Below are 17,291 nucleotides of genomic sequence, written 5' to 3' on the forward strand. Positions count from 1 at the left end.
CACCCCGCCGGTTCCCTGGTTGGCCGAAAGTGGAATCCTTCTCACAAACCATTGAAACCGCAGGTCAGAAAAGTTTATGCTGTGTGGCATGACGCTTCTCGACGACCTGATCACCCTCGACAGCCGCGGCATCGACCTTGTTGCCGCGGCCGCGTCGTCAAGCGCCGAGACGCTGATCTCCCGCGGCATGGACCCCGACCGCGCCGCCCAACTCACCACCGCCGCCGAGGTCTTCTTCGCCCCGGTACGCAACCGCCGGGCGCAGACCGCCTGCGTCGACGCCGCACGCAGCCGCGGCCACCGGATCGACACCCTCGCTTTTATCGCCCGCTCGTCGCGCAGCCTGACCAAGGATGCGGATCGCTGGAAGTACCGCCGCGCCCTGTGCGAGGCCGACGGTGATTTACGCACCATCATGCGCGCGGCGAAGAAACTGAAAAAGCAACTCGCCCCACCTCCACCGCGGGCACCGAAAGCACACATCACCTACCACGACAAGGGCCTCTCCACCCTGCACGTAACGGGGCGTACCAGCGACGTGCTCGCCGCCTACCACGCAGCACACCCCGACCCGGCAGCCTGGCTGACCGGTGATGCCACCACCCGTGTGGCCGCACCTGCGATCACCACGGTGCTCAACATGGACATCGGCGAGTTCGCCACCTGGCGCACCCACCCCAACGACACCGCCGAGATCCAGGTGCAGCTGACCAACGGCGAGTGGCTTGACGGTGCCGAGTTGGTCAACCGGAAGCTCAACAAGGCGGGCTATATCGCGCTGATCTCGCCGACTGACGGGCCGGTCAACCTGTATGCGACTACCCTTGCTGGGGATGACCCGGCCAACCCGAGGCGGGCGACTCGGGAGCTGCGGCTGTTGATGAGTGCGGACGGGCCGACGTGCGCCTGGGCGGATTGCCACCAGCCGGCGGATGTCTCCGAGGCGCACCATCTCACCGAGTGGGCCAGCGGGGGTGGGACGGAGATTGGGAACCTGTGCTGGTTGTGCACCTACCATAATCGGCAAAACGGCAGGCCAGGACGCGGCCGGATGGGCAGGCACCGCGGGCGCGTCACCTGGCAGAGCCCGACCGGGTATCGAATACCCGGCGGGGTCGATCACGCCGACCCCGACAGACGCGAACAACGCCTCGCCCACACCCCAGCAACCAGGTAGCGCCAGTCACCCCTGGCGCCTATTGGGGTGTCTGGGTGTCGTCGTCAAGCGCTGAGCTGCGCCACGCCAGCCAGCGGCGAACGAGCCACCACTCGGCGAGCGCGAGCGCGCCGGCGAGCAGGCCGGGCCAGATCGCGGGTTGGTCGCGGAACACGTTGACCAGCCCTTGCACGAGGGCGAGGAGGACGAAGAAGCCGACGAACCCGACGATCGCCTGCCACATCAGGTCTGTGCGCTGGTCCATGCTAGCCCTTCACGCCGCCGGCGGTGAGGCCTGCGACGATGCGCCGCTGGAAGATCAGCACCATGATGATCAGCGGCACGGTCACCAGCGACCCCGCCGCCATGATCGCCGCGTACGGGTACTCAAACGCGCTCGGCCCGGAGAAGCGCGCGATCGCCACCGTCACCGGCTCCGTCGAGGTGTTGGACAGCTGCCTGGCCAGCATGAATTCGTTCCACGTGGTGATGAACGCGATGATGGCGGTGGTGAAGATCGCGGGCGCGGCCAGCGGCAGCAGCACGAGGCGGAACGCCTGGCCGCGGGTTGCGCCGTCGACGCGCGCCGCCTCCTCGAGCTCCCAAGGCAGCTGCTGGAAGAACGAGATGAGCGTGTACACGGTCAGCGGCAGCGCGAACGAGATGTTCGGGATGATCATCGCGCGGTAGGTGCCGATCCACCCGAGGTCGCCAAACAGCTGGAACAGCGGCGTGACCAGCGCGATCCCCGGGAACATCGACGCGGCGAGGATGATGCCGGTGACGATCCCTTTGCCGGGGAAGTCGAGTCGCGCGAGCGCGTACGCGGTGAACACGCCGACGAGCACGGCGAGCGCTGTGGTGGTTAGCGAGATGAGCAGCGAGTTGCCGATCGCCCCGAGAAAGTCGTTGCCCTTGTCGGTGGCGAGCGCGTCGCGGAAGTTGTCCAGCGTCACGTGCGTCGGCCACGGGGTGGTGTCGAAGGTGTGCGCTTGGTCGCGCAGCGCGGTCACGAGCATCCAGTAGAAGGGAGCGAGCCCCCAGAACATGATGAAGATGACGCCTGCGTAGTGCCAGAACTTTTTCATCGCGTGCCTTTCATGCTTTTCGACGCCTGCCTGCCACCCACATCAGCGCCCAGGAACCGGATCATGACGAATGCGACGGCGAAGATGAGCAGGAAGATGAGCGTGGACAGGGCGGAGGCGCTGTTGAAGTTGCCTTGGCGCATGTCCTCGACCACGAGCTGGGAGATCGTCGCGGTGGGGGAGTTGGAGGACCCGGAGATCATGATGACGGGCAGGTCGTACATGCGCAGCGCGTCGAGCGTGCGGAACAGGATGGCGACCATGAGCGCGGGGCGCACCAGCGGCAGGGTGATGCGGGTGAATGTTTGAAGGGACGACGCGCCGTCGACACGCGCTGCCTCGTAGACGTCTCGCGGGATCATCTGGAGGCCGGCGAGGATGAGCAGCGCCATGAACGGGGTGGTCTTCCACACGTCGGCGATGATGACGGCGAAGCGCGCGGTCCATGGGTCGGTGGTCCAGGCGATGTTGTGGCCGAGCAGCGAGTTGACGATGCCGCTGGGCGCGAACATGAACTGCCACAGCTTCGCCGTCACGGCGGTGGGGATGGCCCACGGGATGAGCACGGCGGCGCGGATGAGGGAGCGGACGCGCGACGGGTGGTTCATCACGAGCGCCATGCCGATGCCCAGCACCGTCTCAAGCGCGACCGTCACGACGGTGAAGAAGAGGGTCACGCTTACCGACGGCCAGAAGTCGGTCGCCAGCACACCCGCCGGACACGCGCCGACCTCGCCGGATGCGGTCATGCACCGGTTGGTCAGCCAGTACAGGTAGTGCTCGACGCCCGCGAAGCCGCCCTCGGTGAACAAGCCGGTGGCGGGGTCGAGGTGTTTGTCGGACTGGAACGAGAGCCAGATGGCGCGCACGATCGGGTAGCCGATCACGACGGCCAGCACGGCGAGCGCCGGGGCGACGAGCGCGGCGGCCTTGCCGGCGTCGCTGCGGTGCCTTCGCCGTTTGGGGGAAGCGGTTGTCATACACCACACTCCATTTCTTTTGGTGCGTAAGCGGGCAAAACGCCCGCGACCGCAGTGTAAACGGTGGCGGGCGTGATGCGTGGGCTACTAGGAGGCCTGCTGGATGGCGCTGGCCATGTCCTTCGTCGCGTCGTCAACGCTCTTTCCGGAGGTCAGCGCGGCGTACGCGTTGTCCTGGATGGCCTTGGAGATCGCCGGGTAGAACGGGGAGACCGGGCGCGGCTTCGCGTTCTCCAGGGACTCCTTCAGCGCCGGCAGGTACGGGTGCTCCTTGACCAGCTCGGCGTCGTCGTAGATGGAGGCCAGCACCGGCGGGAAGGAGTTCTCGGCGAGCGAGAGCTGGTTTTCCTCGCTGATGATGAACTGGATGAAGTCCAGCGCAGTTGCCTTGTGCTTGGAGTTCACGTTGATGCCGTTGTTGTAGCCGCCGAGTGTGGACACGCCGACGCCGTCCTTGCCCACCAGCGGCTGGACCTCGAAGTTCAGACCAGCTTCCTCGGCGTTGGCGTACATGTACGGCCAGTTGATGGCAAAGGCGGTCTTGCCCTCGGTGAACGCCAGGTTGGTTTCCTCCTCCGTTGCGGCGGTGGAGGACTGAGAGATGGTGCCGTCCGCGTAGGCGTCGACAAGCGCCTGGAGCCCCGCCTTGGCCTCGTCGGACTCAACGGTGGGCTGGCCGGAATCGTCGAGGACCTCGCCGCCCCAGCCGTTGATGAAGCCGAGGGAGTTGACGGTCAGGCCCTCGTACTGCTTGAGCTGGGTGGTCAGGCAGTCGGTGTCGCCCTCGAGGGCGGCGCAGGCGCTGCGGATGTCCTCGAAAGTGTCCGGCGCTTTCTCGATCACGTCGGCGTTGCGGAACAGGAGCTGGCCGTTGGTGTTCTGTGGCAGGGCGACGAGCTTGTCGCCGTAGGTCGCGGATTCGACGGTGGCCGGCAGCAGCCCGGAGGTGTCGACGGCGAAGTCGCCTTCGAGCGGCTGGAGCCACTGGTTGGCGGCGAAGTCGGCGGTCCACACGACGTCGAGCGCCATGACGTCGTAGTCATCGCCGCCCGCCTGGAGGGACTGCACGAGGGTGTCGCGCTGGTCGTCGGCCTCGCCGGCGAGCTCGGAGAGCGTGACCTGCTCGTCGGGGTGTTCGGCGTTCCACTTGTCGATGATCGGAATCAGCTTGTCCGTGTCATTGCGCCCCATGGCGAAGGTGATGGGGCCGCGCTCGTTGCCCTCGGCTGCGGCGCCGCTCGCGCCCCCGGAGGCCTCGGAGTCGGATTCGCTGTTGGAACATGCGGTGAGCCCGGTGGCGGCGAGCGCGATCGCGCAGAGCGCTGCGCCGGTCTTGCGGGTGGCGGTGAGCTTCATACCAATACCTTTCGTATTCGCTGGTCCCTCACAATGTATTCCGCCGGTGCCCGTTCCCGCGCAAAATTTCTGGTTTTTGCCCACCAACGGGGGTGCGCGCGGGCTATCGCTTATCGACGTCCAACCGCCGCCCCACCTTCTCAATCTCCATAATTTCCTGCTGCCTGTCTGCGGAGATGAGCCCAGTCGCGGCGACGACGGACCCGCCCGCGGCGAGCGGCGCGAGCACGTACTGCTCGAACTCCGCTGCGGTGGTCCACGCCGGGACCCAATACCGTTCCGGCCCCAATTCGGGGGTGGCCCACGCGGCGAGGTCGGCCGACGCGCCGAAGTACTGGTCGCCATAGAAGCGCACGGTGGGGCCGAAGTCGATGGTGCCCGTGGGGAGCTCGCCGCCCGCTTCGACGACGCCGCGCCCGAAGGGGTCGTCCGACACCACGACGCAGTCCGGAACGTGCGCCCACCGTGCCGCATCATCGACGCCCACGAACACCACCTCTGGCGCCTCGCCGTCCCACGGTCCGATGTGCGGGACGCGCGACGAGTTGTAGGCGCCCAGCGCGATCACTGCGGACTGCCACGACGCGGGGAGGTCGATGCAGATGGCGTCGGCGGCGGGGCCATCTGCGGCCGGCGGGAGCTCGAACTCCTCGTCGAGCATGTTGGCGACCTTGTTCGCCCAGTTGTCCAGCGTTTGGGCGGAGAACTCCATGCGGGTGCCGCGCGCTTCGTCGTAGACGGTCAGCCGCGGGCTCGCAGGGTCAGTACGCAAGAGGGGGGTGAGCATGCTCATGCCCGCCCATCATAGGTTGCTAGTTCACGCAGCGGGGGCCGTTGCCGCCCGCGGTGATCTCCGGGCCGGTCTCGGCGGCGCCGAAGTCCTCGCCAGGGGTGCCGACGGGCGCTTCGGACGGGACCTCCTCGCGCTCCTCGGGGCTGAGCATCGCCGGTCCCGCGTAGTCGGCAGCGATGACCACGATGAGGCTGCCCGGTTCGACGTTTGCGTTGGCGGTCACGGGCACGTTGCCAAGGCGTTCGGCGAGCTGCTGGGCGGCCGGGTCCGCCGGATCCGCGGTGACGATCTGGCTTTCCCAGTACACGCCGTCCATGGCGTTGGAGACGTCGGCGACGTTCATCCCCTCGTCGGTGAGGTAGTCGCCCACCGCGCCCGCCTGCCCGGTGCCGGCGCCAGCGTTGAGCACGTAGAGACTGTAGTTCTCAAAGCCCTCGGCGGTGCCCGCGCTTTCCGACGCCGCCGAGCCATCATCCGCCTGATCAGGGTTTGCTTCGTCCTGCGGCTCCACGACCGTCTCCATGAACTTGTGCACCTGCGGCGGGTCGACCGTGATGATGGATTCGCCGTAGTCGCCGGTGCCGTTCACCGAGGTCACCGGGATGGTGGTGAAGGTGACGTTGCCGCCGCCCAGGCCGGACATCTGCTGCGCGAAGCGGACTACGTCCCAGCCGCGGTCCAGCGTGACGGAGCGCTCCGCTGCGTTGGATAGGTCGCGCAGCTTCGACGGGTTGGTCAGCGTGCCGGCGGACAGGATGCGCTGGACCAGCGACGCCATGTACGCCTGTTGGCGCACGATGCGGTCCAGGTCGCCGCGCGGCAGGTCGTGGCGCTGGCGGACGAACGAGAGCGCCTGCGTCCCGTCGAGCGTTTGCTCGCCGGCGGGGAAGTTCGCGCCGGACAGTGGCTCGTTCACCGGGGCGTTGAGGCAGACGTCGACGCCCCCCACGGCGTCGGTGAGCAGGACGAAGCCGAGCAGGCCGACCTGCGCGAAGTGGTCGACCTCGACGCCGGTGAGGTCGGCGACGGCGTCGATAAGCCCCTCCTGGCCCGCGCGGGCGACTTGCTGCTCGAGCTCGGGGCCTTCCGCCTCGCCGTCGTCAAGCAGCTCCTCTCGCTTCGCACCCGCGTGCGCGCCGTAGACGCCGTTAATCTTCATGTTGCCGTAGTCGTCGGTGTGTACGTAGGTGTCGCGCGGGATGGAGACGGCGGTGGCGCGGGAGCCGTCCTCGGGGACGCGGATGACCATCATCGTGTCCGTATTAATCTCGCCGTCCGCCTCGCCCGCGTTGAGGCGCGCGAGTTCGTCGGGGGACAGCGGATTGCCCTGGGCGTCAGTGCGCGAGTCGGAGCCGACGAGCAGGATGTCGACGGCGCCGTCAAGCGCCTCGTTGTCGTCGTTACGCTGCTTTTTCCCGATGTTCAGTTCAGAGGCGCTGAGCTGGCTGTCCAGCTTGCCCACGGTGAAGTAGCCGACCCCGGAGACGACGAGCGCGGCCGCGGAGCACGCGGCGAGGATCCCCTTCACCACCGGGTGGCCCGATTGCTTCAGGTCCCTCGTGCGGGAAGGGGCCGGCTGGATGTCGCGGGCGCGCCTAGGGTTGTCGTTCACGGCCATGCATTATACGACATGCCTCGACGCGATCCGCGTTTTCGGTGCGCCTCGCCGTGCGCCGTGCGCGGAATCCGGCGCTCCAGTGGGTATGCTGAGCGCATTGTGAGAAACGACGATCGACTCAACGGCGGCCCCGACGCGCAGCCCGCGCTGGCGGTCATCACCGTGACCTATTCGCCGGGCGAGCACCTGGCCGCGCTGGTCGCCTCCCTCGAGCGCGCCACCGCCCGCAGGGTGCGCTTGGTGTGCGCCGACAACGGGTCGACGGACGGCGCGCCGCAGGCGGCGGCCCGCGCGCACGAGCACGTGGAATTCTTCCCTACCGGCGGCAACATTGGCTACGGCGCCGCGATCAACGCGGCGGTGCGCCACCTGGAGCCGCTGCGCGCTTCCGGCGAGATCGACCCCGATGCCTTTCTTATTGTGAACCCCGACGTGGAGTTCCGCCCTGGCAGCCTCGACGAGCTGCTGCGCTGCCTCGATGGGGCGCCGCGCGCCGGTGCGGTCGGTCCGCGCATCGAGGAGGCCGACGGCTCCGCGTACCCCAGCGCCAGGCGCGTGCCCGGCCTCACCGTGGGCATCGGGCACGCCTTGCTTTACGACGTCTGGCCAACGAACCCCTTCACTACCGTCTATAAGGCGGGCTCCACGATGGACGTGCAGCGCGAAGCGGGCTGGCTTTCGGGCGCGTGCCTGCTCGTGCGCTGGGAGGCGTTCGCGGCGATCGGCGGCTTTGACGAGCGCTACTTCATGTACCTCGAGGACATTGACCTGGGCGATCGGTTGACGCGCGCTGGGTGGCTGAATGTGTACTGCCCGTCGTCGATAATCCTGCACGATCAAGGCCACGTCGCGGACAAGTTCTCACTGGTGACGGTGCCGGCGCACCACGCGTCGGCGTACCGGTTCCAGCGCGACAGGCACCCGGCCTGGTGGCAGGCGCCGGTGCGATGGGCGCTGTGGGCGGGGCTGAAGCTGCGCAGCGTGATGCAGACCCGGGCGAAGGCGAACGCCACACGACATACGGAAGCGAAGTGAGAAGAGATGGTTGAAAACGTTGTTGCGCATCCGGAGCAGACGGATGCGGTGATCCTCGTTGGCGGTCGTGGCACGCGACTGCGCCCGCTGACCGTTGGGACGCCGAAGCCGATGCTGCCCACGGCGGGGCACCCGTTCCTGAGCCACCTGCTCGCCCGTATTAAGGAAGCCGGGATGCACCACGTGGTGCTGGGCACCTCCTACAAGGCCGAGGTGTTTGAGGAGTACTTCGGCGACGGCTCGGAATTCGGCCTGGAGATCGAGTACGTCGTGGAGGAAGAGGCGCTTGGCACCGGCGGCGCGATCCGCAACGTCGCCGACAAGCTGCGCTACGACAACGCGATGGTGTTCAACGGCGACGTCCTCTCCGGCGCGGACTTGAGCGCGATCCTGGGTACGCACGTCGAGCACGACGCGGACGTGACACTGCACCTGGTGCGCGTGCCTGACCCGCGCGCGTTCGGCTCGGTGCCCACGGACAAGGACGGCAACGTGCAGGCCTTCCTGGAGAAGACGGAGGATCCGCCGACGGACCAGATCAATGCCGGCTGCTACGTGTTCAAGCGCAGCGTGATCGAGCAGATCCCGGCGGGCCGCGTGGTCTCCGTGGAGCGCGAGACCTTCCCGGGGCTGCTGGAGTCGGGGGCGAAGGTGGTCGGCCACGTCGATTCCTCGTACTGGCGCGACATGGGCCGCCCGCACGACTTTGTCGAGGGGTCCTCCGACGTGGTGCGCGGCATCGCGTACTCGCCGCTGCTGGCGGGCAAGACGGGTGAGTCGTTTGTAGACGAGTCCGCGGGCGTGTCCGGCGGCGTGATTCTTATCGGCGGCACCGCGGTCGGCCGGGGCAGCGTGATCGGCGCGGGGTCGCGTGTCGACGCCTCCGTGATCTTCGACGGCGTCACCATCGAGCCGGGCGCGGTCGTGCGCAACTCCATCATCGCGTCGGGCGCGCGGATCGGCGCGAACGCGCGGATCTCCGACTGCGTGATCGGCGAGGGCGTGGAGATCGGCGCGCGCTGCGAGCTCCAGGCCGGGATGCGCATTTGGCCGGGCGTGAGCATCCCGGACTCGGGTGTGCGCTTCTCGCCGGACGCGTAACGACACGCCAAAACCGCGAACTAGTTCCCAGATTTCAGCACCCCCACTACATCTAGTACCCCCGCCTTTTACCCCCTCCGGGCGAGGCGTGTGACGTATGTGATTTGTGTGGCGAATGACGTGGGAAACGCGCCGGACGCGCGAAGTAATCAGTGATTTATGTTGCGGCTATTTAGGGCTTCGGTGTGTAATCGTTTGCGTAATCACATCGACGTGAGTCGTTAGTGGAGACCCGTCCGCAGGCACTGGCCGTAGTGCCCGAAGCGGCGGGGGATTCACGTGGCAAGCGAGTAGAACAAAAACAACAACGGAAGGAGGGGGAAGCGTGGAAGACTCGGCGAATAAGGCGAATAGCGCACACCTCCGCGGCGCGGTCGCGGGTGGCATGACCCTCGAGGAGTTGTTTGGCGCTGTCGAGAAGGAATGGCAGGACCAAGCGCTGTGCGCGCAAACCGATCCGGACGCCTTCTTCCCGGACAAGGGTGGCTCGACCCGTGAGGCGAAGCGGATCTGCAAGGCGTGCGCCGTGCGCGACGAGTGCCTCGAGTACGCGCTGGAGCACGACGAGCGCTTCGGCATTTGGGGTGGTCTTTCGGACCGCGAGCGTCGCCGTCTGAAGAAGCAGATCGGCTAAGGGGCGCAAGCAAGCGCCCGCCCCTGGCTACCAGGGGAATGTGTTGTCGATGTCGCGCGGATCCAGGTTGAGGTACTGCGCGACCAGGGCGGTCAGGATCCAGGTGAGGAGCTCCGACTGCTCTTCAGCTGTGCGCGCACGCTTTTCGACGGGACGCCGAAACACCACCAGGCGCGCCCGGGTCGGACGCCCGTTGCGGTCCACGCCCGCGGGGAGGACGCGGCCGAGGGGGACGGGGCCGTCGGCGATGATCTCTTCGGGCAACACAGTCATGTCCGCGCGCAGGCGCATCCGGGGGATCGTGTCAACGGCGAGGTCCACGCCGGACAGCTGGACCGCGTACGCGTTGTGTAGCGGCGCATAAGACTCGAGCACCAGCTGGTCAAACGCCGTCGAGCGGGTGCGGTAGCGCGGGACGCCGACCGGCAGCAGCGGCCCCCGAGCACCCCGGCCGTGCCGGTCGCGCGCACTGCGCAGCTGGAGCGGCGAATCCTCCGGCGTGCCGCCAATCCGAGTGGAACCTCTCATACGGCCACATCCTAGGCGGAGGGGCACGCGATTCCGGCGGGGCGCGCCGCGTCGCACTTCACAAACCTCAAGCCGGGGTTTAGACTTGTGCGCCGTGAGTGTATTCCGTCGTTGCTGTCGCCCGGGCTGTGGCCGCCCCGCCGTGGCCACCTTGATCTACGCCTACGCGGATTCCACGGCAGTGGTCGGCCCGCTCGCCCCAGAGCAGGACCCGCACTCCTGGGACCTCTGCGAGCGGCATTCCGCGCACATCACCGCGCCCGTCGGCTGGGACATGGTGCGCGTCGAACAGGTGGACATCACCGAAGACCCCAAGGAGTCCGAACAGCCCGAAGCGGCTGAAGACGCCGCCCACGCCGCGTTCTTTGCCCGCACCCTGAACACCAGCCTGGACGACCTCGACGAGTCCGAGCTGACGGCGCTCGCGGAGGCAGTGCGCGAGGCGGGGGAGGCCGGCCGCGTGACCACCGGCCTTGTGGACACCTCCGCCGACCCCATCGAGTACTCGGCCTCCCACGACTTCAACGACCCCGCCACCTCCAACCACCCGGTGCACCGCACGAAGCGGATCGAGGCGCACCTGGCGGCGCATAAGGCGCAGCGGCGCGCGCACCTGCGCGTGGTCCCCGACCCGTCCGAAAACGCGGACAAGGACTCCGGTACTGAGTAGCACGGTGTAGCGCGGCGCTAGACTGGCGCCATGGCAATTGCACACACTGAAGCAACGTTAAAGAACGTCATCAAGGCGTACGACGTGCGCGGCGTGGTCGGCGAGACCATCGACGCCGACTTTGTCCGCACCGTCGGCGCGGCGTTCGCCCACATCCTGCGCGGCGAGGGCGAGACCCGCATCGCCGTGGGATACGACATGCGCCCCTCCTCGCCGGAACTCGCCGGCGCCTTCGCGGAGGGCGCGACCTCCCAGGGGCTCGACGTGGTTGCGCTGGGCCTGACCAGCACCGACGAGCTCTACTTCGCCGCCGGCACGCTCAAGTGCGCCGGCGCGATGTTCACCGCCTCGCACAACCCGGCCAAGTACAACGGCATCAAGCTGTGCCGCGCCGGCGCCACCCCGGTGTCCACCGATACCGGACTGGGCGAGATCGGGCGGATGGTGCTCGAGGGCGTGCCCGCCACGGACGTGGCCACGGGCACCGTGACCGAGAAGGACATCCTGGCCGACTACGCGACGTTCCTGCGCGACCTGGTGCCGGTGCCCACAGACCGGAAGCTCGTCGTGGCCGTCGACGCCGCCAACGGCATGGCGGGCCTGACCGTGCCCGCTGTGCTGGATGACATGGACGTCCGCCCCCTCTACTTCGAGCTCGACGGCACGTTCCCCAACCACGAGGCGAACCCGCTGGACCCGAAGAACCTGGTGGACCTGCAGAAGTTCACGGTAGAGCAGGGCGCGGACATCGGCCTGGCCTTCGACGGCGACGCGGACCGTTGCTTTGTGGTGGACGAGCGTGGGGAGCCGGTGAGCGCGTCGTCGATTAGCGCTTTGATCGCGCACCGCACGCTGGCGCAGCACCCGGGTGCGACGATCATCCACAACCTGATCACCTCGCAGGCGGTGCCGGAAATCATCGCTGAGCAGGGCGGCGAGGCCGTGCGCACGCGCGTCGGGCACTCCTACATCAAGGCGGAGATGGCGCGCACCGGCGCCCGCTTCGGCGGCGAGCACTCCGCGCACTACTACTTTGCCGACTTCTTCAACGCCGACTCCGGCCTGGTCGCCGCGCTGCACGTGCTCGCCGCGCTCGCCGAGCAGGATGCGCCGCTGAGCGAGCTCATGGCCGAGTACAACCGCTACGCCGCCTCCGGCGAGATCAACTCCGAGGTGGCCGACCAGGACGCGACCACCCAGCGCGTCCTCGATGCGTTTGCGGAGCGCACCGACAAGCTCGACCGCCTCGACGGCGTCACCGTGTGGCTCAAGGACACGAAGGCGTGGTTCAACGTGCGCGCGTCCAACACCGAGCCACTGCTGCGCCTGAACGTTGAGGCGGAGACGGAGCAGGAAGTCCAGGAATTGGTCGAGGAGATCCTGGGAATCATCCGCGCCTAGACCCGTGCGCGCCGGCGCTGCGTAAGATCGCGGTCATGAGCGACTACTACGAGGGCGTCGGCGATTACGACCGCGAGACCGTCCGCTTTTTCGACATCGCCCACGAGGGGGCGCAGGTCAGGGCTATTATCGACGCTTTGCCGTCCCTCGCCAACCTCCGCGGGATGCAACCCCGCAGCGTGATCGTGGTGGCGACCGACCAGGTCGCGCGCGCCGCAGCACGCGCCGTGGCGCAGGTGCGCGCACCGCTCCCGCTGCCGGTGGTGGTGACGGATACGCTGCCCGGCTACGTCGGCGCGCTCGACGTCGTGGTCATGGTGGGGGACGCCGCGGCGCGCGAGCGCGACGTGCGCGCCCTGCTCACAGCGGCGCAGCGCGGCGCGGAAACGGTGCTGGCGGGGCCCGCCCGCGGCCCGATCGTTGACGAGGCGCCCGCATCAACCGTCGTCGTCCCGGCCCTGCCCACCACGATGGGCCCGTCGCCGGCGCGCACGATCGCGGTGCTGTCGGCGGTGCTCGACGCGCTCGACCCCCGCGCGGCGGCGGAGGCGCTGGTAGAGCGGTTCCGCATGCTCGCGGACGAGCTGGACGCCGAGCTGACCGCCGTGTCCCCGGAACGCGCCGAGGACGTCAACGCCGCCCGCCAGCTGCGCGCCTTTGCCCGCGACGCGCGCGTCGTGCACTCCGGCACCACCCGCCACGGCCTCGCGCTTGCGGAGCTCGTGGCCGCCCTGTGGTCCTGCCGCGGCCTGGCGAGTGGCTTCGTCGACGCCGACGAGCTCCCGCAGGCCCTCGAGCTCGCCCGCGGCGGCGCACCCGCCCCGGCCGACGACATCTTCCACGATCCATTCCTTGACGGCCCGGTGGAGCTGGTACCCTTAAAGGTCGTTCTTTGGGCGCAACCGGACGCGCACGCCCCGGTCGCGCCCAACACCCGCGCTGAGACGGTCGCGTCGCAGCACCTGGGCGAGTCCGTCACGGTGCTGCGGCTACTGGCGCGCGCGTACGCCGTGACTGCGCTCGACGACCCCAGCGACGGGTAGCCCACACTCATCACCGAAGGAAACGAGGCACAGACACCGATGGAGCTCCTCGAACCTGCCCTGCGCACCTACCCGTGGGGCTCGCGCACCATGCTCGCTGACCTGCGCGGCACCGCGTCGCCCGCCCCCAGCCCGGAGGCGGAGCTGTGGTTCGGTGCGCACCCGGCTGCGCCGTCGACAATCGGCTCCCGCGGCCTGGACGCGATCATCGCGGACGATCCCCGCGCGGCGCTTGGGCAGCGCGTGGCCGACAAGTTCGACGAACACCTGCCGTTCCTGCTCAAGCTGCTGGCGGCGGGCGCGCCGCTGTCGCTGCAAGCGCACCCGTCGAAAGCGCAGGCCGTCGAGGGGTTCCGCAGCGAGGAGGCGGCGGGCATTGACCTGCACGACCCGCGCCGCAACTACAAGGACCCGAACCACAAGCCCGAGCTGATCGTCGCGCTGACGCAGTTCAAGGCGCTCGCCGGGTTCCGCCCGTACGCGCGCACCGCCCGCCTGCTCGACGTTCTGGGCTCGCCGCTGCTCAACCGCTACACCAGCATGGTCGACCCCAGCGAGGAAGAGGCGAGCCTGCGCGCGCTGTTCACCACCCTCATCTCGCTGCCGCGCAAGGCGAGCAATTTGCTTATCGACGAAACCGTCAACCGCGCCCGCACCCTCCTGGAAAATCCCGACGAGGCCGGGGGCGCCGGCGTGGAGCCGTGGATGGTCGAGGTGCTCACCATGTTCCTCGAGCTTGCGGCGGCCTACCCGGGCGACATCGGCGCCCTCGCGGCGCTGTTGCTGAACTACTTCACCCTCGAGCCGGGCGAGGCGCTGTACCTGGACGCCGGCCAGCTGCACGCCTACCAGTCGGGTCTGGGCGTGGAGATTATGGCGAACTCGGACAACGTGCTCCGCGGCGGGCTCACGTCGAAGCACGTGGACGTGCCGGAGCTGGTGCGCGTGCTCAAGTTCGAGGCGCTGGAGTCCCCGCGGGCGAAGACCCGCGCGGCGGATGGCGGCGCGGTGGGGGAGGAGTTTGTCCTGCCAATGGAAGACTTCCGGCTGAGCCGTTACGCCCTGGGTGAGGGCGCGGAGCTGGCGGTGGAGTCGGATGGGCCGGCGATCGTGCTGTGCACGAGCGGCGAGGCCGTGGGACGCGGCGCGACTGGGGAGGAGCTCACCCTGCGCCCGGGCCAAGCGGCGTGGGTCCCGGCGAGCGACGCGCGCGTAGTGTTCACGGCGGAGGGCGCTGACGGCGCAGAGCTGTTCCTCGCCAGCGTGTAGCGTCTGCTGCAGTAACGAAGCACGCCGGCCCCGCATCCTCTGGAGTGAGGAGCGGGGCCGGCGTTGTCGTTGGGTGGCTAGTTGGAGCTGGTCGGGCCGCCCGGCTTGCAGCTATCAACGATCAGGGCGGTGACGCCGATGCCTGCGGCGAAGAGCAGCAGGCCGCCGCCGATCGTGGCCACGTTCGTGCCGTACTGGCGGAGCTGGCCGTTAATGTCAGAGACCTGCTTGGCGATCTGCGGGTTCATGATGCCCAGGCCGTTTTGGATCTGGGAGTTCACCTGCTCGATCTGCACGGCAACCTGCTCGCGGAAGCCAGCCAGGCCCGGGATGGCTGCCTGGGTGGCGATGGCGAGCGGGACGATCGCCAGCATCGGGAGTCCGAAGCCGATCGCAGCTGCGGAGCACTTGCCCTGGTCAATGTTGGAGCTCAGGGACGTGTCCTTGCCGGGCTCGCCGACCTCGGTGTGGGTGTTGCTGTTCACCTTCGCGTTGACGATGATGACGATCCTCTGGATCTCAGCGCCCTGCTCGTCCTTCACGGTCGCGATGATCTCGTCGCCCGGGATGGCCTGCTCCTCGACTGCGACAACCAGGTTGCCGCGGTCGTCGATGACGGCGTCGCCGGGGCCGGCGACGTCGACAATCGCGCCCTTCGGAATCTTGCCGCCCTTGTTCGGGATGGTGAGCTTGCCGCCCGGCTCGGCGCTGCCTTCGCCCTCGGTGGCATCCCAGTGGGGCTCGAAGTAGTTGCGCTCGAACGGGTTGGTGCCGGTGTCGACTTCCTGCTTGTTGGTGCGGCCGTCGTCGTCGAAGTCAGCGTCCGGGTCGAGGATGGACTTGTCGTTGGCGTCGGTGAGCTCGAAGCGGGCGTTGGCGAAGTCGTTGGAGCCGTCGGTGAACGTGAAGTTCACGCCCACGGTCGGTGCGACGACCGGCGCGAGGGCCTCGGCGAGCTTGTCCCAGTCCTTCTGGGTTGCCTTGTCCAGCGCGGAGAACTGTGCCGCCAGCTGCGCCGCGGATGGTGCCTGGGCGGTGACGGTGCCGTCCTCGTTGCCCTCGAACTTCCAGTCGGTGGCGTCGGCGGGCACCTGGACGGTGATCTCGGTGTCATCCGGGATACCGAACGGGCCGAATGGGCGGTTCGTGTCCTTGGTCTCGCCCGGGATGAGCACGTACGGGTCGCTGCCGAAGGAGGCGTTGGTCTTGTCGCCCTGCAGGCGCTCGTCCTCCTTGACGGAGACCTGGACGATGTCGATCTGGTTGCCGTCCGAGTCCGTCATCGTGGCCACGATCTTGTCGCCAGGCTTGGCGTCCTCGTTGGCGGTGATGACCAGGTCGCCGTCCTTGTTGATCTCGGCGGTGCCCGGGCCGTCGACCTTCACGGTGGTGCCCACCTGTACGCGGCCGCCGTTGTTGGGAACGGTGACGTCCTCGCCGGGGTAGACGGTGTTGGCGTTGGCGGTGTTCCAGTCTGCCGGCGGTACGGGAACGCTTTCCTCGTCGAACGGGTTGGAGCGCTTCTCTACCTCGTCGCGGTTGGTGTGACCGTCGCCGTCGGCGTCAGCCTCGGGGTCGAGGAGGGAGTGGCCGTCGGCGTCGACAAGCTCGAATGCTGCGGTCGCAGCGTCGAAGGAGCCGTCGGCATAGTCGATGTCTACCTCGACGGAGGTAGTGACCATCGGCTTGAGCACCGCTGCGAGGGTGTCCCAGTCGAGGTGCGTGTACTTGGTCACGCGGGCGAACTCCTGCGCCAGATCCCTGGCGGATGGTGCCTGAGCGGTGACGACGCCCGTCTCGTTGGCTTTGTCCTCGTCGAAGGTCCAGTCGGTGGCGTCCGAGCGGAACTTGGCCTCGTACTTCGTGCCCTCCGGCGCCGCCTCGTCGCCGAATGGGTTCTCGGCGCTCTTGGACTCACCCGCGGTGAGCTGCACGGTGTCGCCGTAGCTGGGGTCGAATTGCTTGTTGGTCAGCGGCTTCGGATTGACGATGATGGTCGAGCCGACGCGGTCCTGGGAACCGTCCGGGTAGGTGACCACGACCTGCGGGTTGTACGCGCCCGGGGTGGAGGTGTCCACGTCGCCGTCGAGCTCGACCTCAATGTCCTGCGGCAGCTCGTGAAGGTTCTCGATGACGTCGCGAGCTTCGAGCTTATCGCCGGCGGTGATGACCTTTTCGCGGACCTGCGGCTGGAAGTCCCAGTTGTCCGGGCGCGGCTTGATGGTGATCTTGGTGTCGATCTCCTCGGTAGAGCCGTCCGGGTAGGTGACCACGATGGTGACATCCTTGTCGATGTCATTCGGAGTCGGGTTCTCTGTGCTCAGCGAGCCCTCGCCCTTGTCCTTGAAGTCCGCGGTGGTGCCGCTGGGCAGGGAGCCGATGTTTTCAATGATCTTCTCGGCATGTTCCTGGCGCAGCTTGGAGCCAGCGATGATTTCGAAGTTCTCGTCGACCGTCGGTTCGTTCTTTTCTGCGTCCGTGCGGCGCTCGACGGTGAGGTCGGTCTGGATCTCTTCGCTGGTGCCGTCGGGGTAGGTGACTTCGACGGTCACCTTCTTGGTGCCGACGGAGCCGGTGTCGACATTGTCCTTGAAGTTCGCAGTGATGCCCTTCGGTAGT

16 protein-coding genes are annotated in these 17,291 nt (G+C 67.8%); 8 read left to right on the plus strand and 8 right to left on the minus strand.

Annotation, left to right across the window (positions count from 1 at the left end):
* The first annotated feature begins 88 nt into the window (after positions 1-88).
* Positions 89-1,177, plus strand: coding sequence for an HNH endonuclease (locus tag FPH17_RS08370; RefSeq protein WP_154879798.1), 1,089 nt, complete (start codon positions 89-91; stop codon positions 1,175-1,177).
* Positions 1,178-1,196: 19 nt separating this feature from the next.
* On the opposite strand, the gene FPH17_RS08375 is transcribed toward FPH17_RS08370, so the two are convergent.
* The 6 genes from FPH17_RS08375 to FPH17_RS08400 all read right to left on the minus strand — a co-directional run bounded on the left by FPH17_RS08375 (position 1,197) and on the right by FPH17_RS08400 (position 6,991).
* Positions 1,197-1,421, minus strand: coding sequence for a hypothetical protein (locus tag FPH17_RS08375; RefSeq protein ID WP_154879800.1), 225 nt, complete (start codon positions 1,419-1,421; stop codon positions 1,197-1,199).
* A 1-nt stretch (position 1,422) separates the two neighbouring features.
* Positions 1,423-2,244, minus strand: coding sequence for a carbohydrate ABC transporter permease (locus FPH17_RS08380; RefSeq protein ID WP_095279030.1), 822 nt, complete (start codon positions 2,242-2,244; stop codon positions 1,423-1,425).
* Complete coding sequence (locus FPH17_RS08385; RefSeq protein ID WP_154879802.1) at positions 2,241-3,224, minus strand: carbohydrate ABC transporter permease; 984 nt, start codon at positions 3,222-3,224, stop codon at positions 2,241-2,243. Before FPH17_RS08385 ends, FPH17_RS08380 begins: the two co-directional genes overlap by 4 nt.
* An 87-nt stretch (positions 3,225-3,311) precedes the next feature.
* Entirely contained in the window at positions 3,312-4,580 is a 1,269-nt protein-coding gene (locus FPH17_RS08390; protein ID WP_154879804.1) for an ABC transporter substrate-binding protein, read from the minus strand.
* A 103-nt stretch (positions 4,581-4,683) separates the two neighbouring features.
* Complete coding sequence (locus FPH17_RS08395; RefSeq protein ID WP_154879806.1) at positions 4,684-5,373, minus strand: TIGR03089 family protein; 690 nt, start codon at positions 5,371-5,373, stop codon at positions 4,684-4,686.
* 19 nt (positions 5,374-5,392) lie between these two features.
* A complete protein-coding gene (locus FPH17_RS08400; protein ID WP_095279034.1) occupies positions 5,393-6,991 on the minus strand; it encodes an LCP family protein in 1,599 nt (532 codons plus the stop codon).
* Between the two features lie 99 nt (positions 6,992-7,090).
* Here FPH17_RS08400 and FPH17_RS08405 point away from each other — a divergent pair, with 99 nt between their 5' ends.
* The 3 genes from FPH17_RS08405 to FPH17_RS08415 all read left to right on the plus strand — a co-directional run bounded on the left by FPH17_RS08405 (position 7,091) and on the right by FPH17_RS08415 (position 9,761).
* Complete coding sequence (locus tag FPH17_RS08405) at positions 7,091-8,026, plus strand: glycosyltransferase family 2 protein (protein WP_244288091.1); 936 nt, start codon at positions 7,091-7,093, stop codon at positions 8,024-8,026.
* A gap of 6 nt (positions 8,027-8,032) precedes the next feature.
* Entirely contained in the window at positions 8,033-9,127 is a 1,095-nt protein-coding gene (manB, locus tag FPH17_RS08410) for a mannose-1-phosphate guanylyltransferase (protein WP_095279036.1), read from the plus strand.
* Between the two features lie 385 nt (positions 9,128-9,512).
* Positions 9,513-9,761 carry a WhiB family transcriptional regulator gene (locus FPH17_RS08415; protein ID WP_095279042.1) on the plus strand — a complete coding sequence of 83 codons (249 nt, stop codon included), beginning with the start codon at positions 9,513-9,515 and terminating at the stop codon, positions 9,759-9,761.
* Between the two features lie 27 nt (positions 9,762-9,788).
* Here FPH17_RS08415 and FPH17_RS08420 read toward each other — a convergent pair whose 3' ends face one another.
* Positions 9,789-10,289 carry a metallopeptidase family protein gene (locus FPH17_RS08420; RefSeq protein WP_095279037.1) on the minus strand — a complete coding sequence of 167 codons (501 nt, stop codon included), beginning with the start codon at positions 10,287-10,289 and terminating at the stop codon, positions 9,789-9,791.
* Positions 10,290-10,383: 94 nt separating this feature from the next.
* Here FPH17_RS08420 and FPH17_RS08425 point away from each other — a divergent pair, with 94 nt between their 5' ends.
* Genes FPH17_RS08425 through manA form a run of 4 tightly spaced genes read left to right on the plus strand, consistent with a single transcriptional unit; the run spans position 10,384 to position 14,672 of the window.
* Positions 10,384-10,959 carry a DUF3499 domain-containing protein gene (locus FPH17_RS08425; protein WP_154879810.1) on the plus strand — a complete coding sequence of 192 codons (576 nt, stop codon included), beginning with the start codon at positions 10,384-10,386 and terminating at the stop codon, positions 10,957-10,959.
* Positions 10,960-10,989: 30 nt separating this feature from the next.
* Positions 10,990-12,360 (plus strand): phosphomannomutase/phosphoglucomutase, encoded by a 1,371-nt coding sequence (locus FPH17_RS08430; protein WP_154879812.1) that lies wholly within the window; start codon positions 10,990-10,992, stop codon positions 12,358-12,360.
* A gap of 35 nt (positions 12,361-12,395) precedes the next feature.
* The gene (locus FPH17_RS08435; protein WP_154879814.1) at positions 12,396-13,403 is read left to right on the plus strand and encodes a hypothetical protein; all 1,008 of its coding nucleotides are present in this window, start codon (positions 12,396-12,398) and stop codon (positions 13,401-13,403) included.
* A 39-nt stretch (positions 13,404-13,442) separates the two neighbouring features.
* Positions 13,443-14,672, plus strand: a complete 1,230-nt coding sequence (manA, locus tag FPH17_RS08440) for a mannose-6-phosphate isomerase, class I (protein WP_154879817.1) — start codon at positions 13,443-13,445, stop codon at positions 14,670-14,672.
* 77 nt (positions 14,673-14,749) lie between these two features.
* On the opposite strand, the gene FPH17_RS08445 is transcribed toward manA, so the two are convergent.
* A partial coding sequence (locus FPH17_RS08445; protein WP_244288092.1) for a Rib/alpha-like domain-containing protein occupies positions 14,750-17,291 on the minus strand: 2,542 nt, incomplete at its 5' end.

This window comes from Corynebacterium gottingense, assembly GCF_007559235.1.
Taxonomy (GTDB): Bacteria; Actinomycetota; Actinomycetes; order Mycobacteriales; family Mycobacteriaceae; genus Corynebacterium; species Corynebacterium gottingense.